Genomic DNA, 4,078 nt, shown 5'->3' with positions numbered 1-4,078 from the left:
GTGTACCGGTCGGTCACCGACTGGTCGGGTGCGTCGGTGACCCGCGTGATGCTGTTCATCCGTTCGTTGAGCACCGTGGAACCGATACCGAGCCCGCCCACGACGAGCACGCCCGCGGCGGCCACCACCGAGAACACGGTGACCGCCCGCCGAGGACCCGCCAGGAGGACCTGCAGGCCGCAGGCAGCCGCCGTGGCGATCCACGCGCCGCGGCTGAACGAGACGGCGAGCGGCACCAGCAGCACCACCGCACAGAGCACCGCCGCCGCCCGCTGCCCGGCGGTGTGGGGCCGAAGCGCCAGACCCACCGCGCACACCAGACCCAAGGACACCGCCATCGCCATTCCCATGACGTCCGTGGGCCCGAAGGTCCCCACCGCCCGGATGTCCTCACCCCCGTACGAGGCCCCGGTCCCGGTGAGGTACTGGTGCGCGCCCACGGCCCCCTGCCACAGCGCGAGCCCGACGAACGCCCAGGCCACCAGCCGGAAGTCGGCCCGGCCCCGGACGCTCAGCAGCACCGCCGCCGGCACCAGCACGAAGATCTGGAGATACCGGACGAGTCCCGAGCCGGTCGCCGGCGATGCCGACCCGGCTGCCGCCAGGGCGAGCCCCACGACGGGCAGCCCCAGCACCACGACGGCCGTCCGGGACAGCGGGCGCCGCCGCTCCCGTACGAGACGGATCGCGCACGCCAGGACGAGCAGCCCGGAGACGACGTCGGCCGCGGTCACCCCGCCCGTGACACCGGGGGAGACGGGCAGCGACAGTATGGCGATCACCGCAGCCACCGGCAGGACGGACGAGACGCCACGGGCAGGCAGCCGGATCACGGCTCAGCTCCCCGTGGGTCGGACGAGCGCGACCGCCGTGCGCAGCAGGACGCAGATGTCCTGCCACAGCGACCAGTCGTCGATGTACGCGTTGTCGAAGCGGGCGCGGTCCTCGATCGAGGTGTCGCCGCGCAGCCCGTGGATCTGGGCGAGACCGGTGATGCCGGTCCGCATCCGGTGCCGGTCCGGGTAGCCGGGGTAGGTCTGACCGAACTTGGCGACGAAGTAGGGCCGTTCGGGACGGGGACCGACGAGGCTCATGTCGCCGCGCAGCACGTTCCACAGCTGGAGCAGCTCGTCCAGCGAGGTGCGCCGCAGGAAGCGGCAGAACCAGCGCATCTCCTGCTCGTCCGCCACGCTCCACCGGGTCGCGGACTCACGCGCGTCGACGGGCCGGTGCGTACGGAACTTGAGCAGTGTGAACCGCCGCCCGCCCTTGCCGATCCGCTCCTGCCGGAACACCACCCCGGGCCCCTCGCTCAGCCGCAGCACCAAGGCGGTGCCCAGCAGCAGCGGGCTGACCAGCAGCAGCAGGGTCCCGGAAACGACCACGTCCAAGGCTCGCTTGGCGAGACACTCACGATGCTCCGTCATGTCCAGACGGCGGCACGGGAACCCGGCGAGACGCTCACAGCTCCGGTCGTACGACGGCGACTCCGCGTCCACCTGCCACAGCGCGCAGCCCGCTTCGGCCAGTGCCCGCAGCAGCGGTTCACGTTCGCCGCGGGGGCCGACGACGAGGACGGTCTGCACGCCGTTCTGCACGATGGCCCGACGCACCTCCTCGTCGGTGGTGAGGACCGGCAGGCCATCGCCACCGGCCGCCTGGTCGGCGATCACTCCCACGGGCCGCAGCCCGCACCCCGGGCGCCGGAGGAACGCGGCGGCCACGCGCTGCGCGGTCACCGCGGGCCCGACCAACAGGGCCGCGCCGGGCCTGCGGACAAGAGCCCGGCGCCGCTGCCAGTGCACCGTGCCCCGGCCCGCGCAGCACAGGGCCGACTGCAGGACACAGCCGAGGACCATGGAGCCGACGGACAGGGAGTGGTCAGGGGAGTAGGCCGCCACCGTCGCCGCGAGCAGGCTCCAGCAGGCGCCGATCCGTGCGCAGACGGCCGGCAGCTCGTCCAGCACGGCGGGTACGGCGGGTGGCCGGTAGAGTCGGGCCCGCTCGTTGAGCCACACGACGGCCAGCAGCAGTCCGGCGACCAGCAACGGGTGTCCTGGTGTCCGGGAATCGACCAGCACCCGCGCGGCGACGAGTGCCGCGCCCGCGTCCACGGCGAGCAGTGCGAGGCGCGGGAAGTGCCGCCGTATGGCGGGACGGGGTGCGGGGAGACCGAAACCGCTGTCGGCTCCGCGTGGAGTGATGACCGAGACGCTCGAGAAACCGTAGTCCGGTGGCTCTCCCCCAGGGGAGGCGACGGTGCTTTCCGCAGTCACGTGAGGATGGACTTCCTGTACTCGGTGAGTTCCCCGTACGGGGCATGCCCGACGGACGCGGAGCCCGTGGCGTGAGCGCCGATGGACGCGCTTTCGCCTTCCGCGCCGCTCCCGTCGGCCAGCAGTTCGCGGTACACGTCCGCCACGGCTCCGGCCGTGTGCCGCACGTCGTGGGCCGTCAGGACGTGGTGGCGTCCCTGTCGGCCGAGCGACTCGCGCCGCGCCGGATCGCGGAGCAACCCGGCGATCGTGCGGGCGAGCGCTGCCGGGTCCTCGGGAGGGACGGGTCCCTGTCCCGGTGGCAGGCTCTCGCGGGCGCCGTCCACATCCGTGATGACGACCGGCCGCCCGCAGGCCATGGCTTCCAGCGGTGCCAGCGCCATGCCCTCCCAGCGGGACGGCAGGACGACGAGGTCGGCGGCCTGGTACCAGGGCGCGGCATCGTCGGTGGCTCCGGCGAACAACACCCCTTCGGGCGCCAGTCCGCGCAGGCTCGGAGCGTCCGGCCCGTCACCCACCAGCACGAGCCGGGCCCCGGGCACCTGGCGGACCACCGCGCTCCACGCCGCCAGCAGGATGTCCTGCCCCTTCTGCCGGCACAGCCGCCCCACGCACACGACCAGCGGCGCGTGGTCACCGAGACCGGCGAGCAGCGGAATCCCGGCCCGTACGGCGCCCATGGCCGCGGGGCGGAAGCGCTCCGGATCCACTCCGTTGGCGATCACCCGCCACCGGGCCCGTACCCCGGCCCGCTCGCCGGTGACCCGCTCGGCCTCGCTCACGCAGACCACCTGGTCGGCCCAGCGGGCGCCCCACCGCTCCCACTTCAGGGCGAGTGAGGCCGCGACCCCGCTGACCGCCTCGAACGACCAGGCGTGCGGCTGGAACACGGTCGGGATCCGCCCCCGTACGGCGAGCCGTGCGGCCAGTCCGGCCTTCGCGCTGTGCGCGTGGACGAGGTCCGGTCGCACCTCGCTGAGGACCCGCCGCAGGCGTCGTACCTCCTGGAGAAGAGTGGGGCCCGGCGCACGTGTCGCGTGCCAGTGCCGTACGTGGGCGCCGAGCTCCTGGACGGCCGGTGCGAGACCACCACCGGGACAGGCGACGGTGACGTGCAGCCCGTCGGCGAGTTGAGCCCGCGACAGATCCGTCACGACCCGTGCCACACCGCCCTCCACGGGCTGGGTGATGTGCAGGATGCGCGACGGTCGGTCCGTCGGGGCCAGGTGCGTGGGGATCTCCTGCGCACGGGCAGGGCGCTGGTCGGTGTGCCTCATGGTCGGGCATCCACGGCGACGAAGAGAACTCCCGCCCAGGCGGCGTCCCGCTCCGAGGCCATCCGGAACACGAGCCGGTCACCGCCGCCTTGGACCTGCTCGCTCATGTCGAGGACGTCGGAGTCGTAGCCGAGCGTGTTCGCATGGGCGGGGGAACGATGGGACCCGGCCGGACCGGGCTCGCTGATCGTCGAGTTGAGAATGTCGTCCCGGGGGTTGGCCGCGTCACCCAGCGGGACCGGCTGCCCGTGGCCCGTGGAAACGGTGAGCGTGTCACCGGGCGTCCCGCGGTCACCGTTGTAGGCGACCAGCCCGACCCGCCCGCCCGCGCCCTTGGGGAACTCCACGTGCGGCAGCTGCACCACTTGGTCCCGGTCGGCCGTGAGCGTGTCGAAGCCGTCCCACAACGCCAGGTGCCGCCGCGGCTCGGACTCGTCCTCGTACGCCACCACCAGTGTCCAACCGCCCCAGGCACCGGCGGCCGAGCGGCCCATGGCCACATTGACCTGCGCAACGGTGTAGAGA

At 73.2% G+C, this 4,078-nt stretch carries 2 protein-coding genes and 2 pseudogenes; all 4 read right to left on the bottom strand.

Going from position 1 to position 4,078, the window contains the following annotated elements; all coding sequences use genetic code 11:
• Window positions 1–833, bottom strand: a pseudogene (locus AOK23_RS28615) (O-antigen ligase family protein); the annotation flags it as partial.
• Window positions 834–836: 3 nt separating this feature from the next.
• On the bottom strand, window positions 837–2,276 hold the full coding sequence (locus tag AOK23_RS28610; protein WP_055715508.1) for an exopolysaccharide biosynthesis polyprenyl glycosylphosphotransferase: 1,440 nt from the start codon (window positions 2,274–2,276) through the stop codon (window positions 837–839).
• Window positions 2,273–3,553, bottom strand: coding sequence for a glycosyltransferase (locus AOK23_RS28605; protein WP_079049757.1), 1,281 nt, complete (start codon window positions 3,551–3,553; stop codon window positions 2,273–2,275). Before AOK23_RS28605 ends, AOK23_RS28610 begins: the two co-directional genes overlap by 4 nt.
• Window positions 3,550–4,078: pseudogene (locus AOK23_RS28600) on the bottom strand (DUF3344 domain-containing protein); the annotation flags it as partial. The gene AOK23_RS28605 and the pseudogene AOK23_RS28600, both read right to left, overlap by 4 nt.

This window comes from Streptomyces torulosus (assembly GCF_001419765.1).
Lineage (GTDB): Bacteria > Actinomycetota > Actinomycetes > Streptomycetales > Streptomycetaceae > Streptomyces > Streptomyces torulosus.
This window is presented reverse-complemented; position numbering and strand designations above follow the sequence as displayed.

Bases quoted from the DNA above. Each gene is read 5' to 3' on its own strand.
- AOK23_RS28605 (WP_079049757.1), bottom strand. From the start codon at position 3,553: ATGAGGCACACCGACCAGCGCCCTGCCCGTGCGCAGGAGATCCCCACG.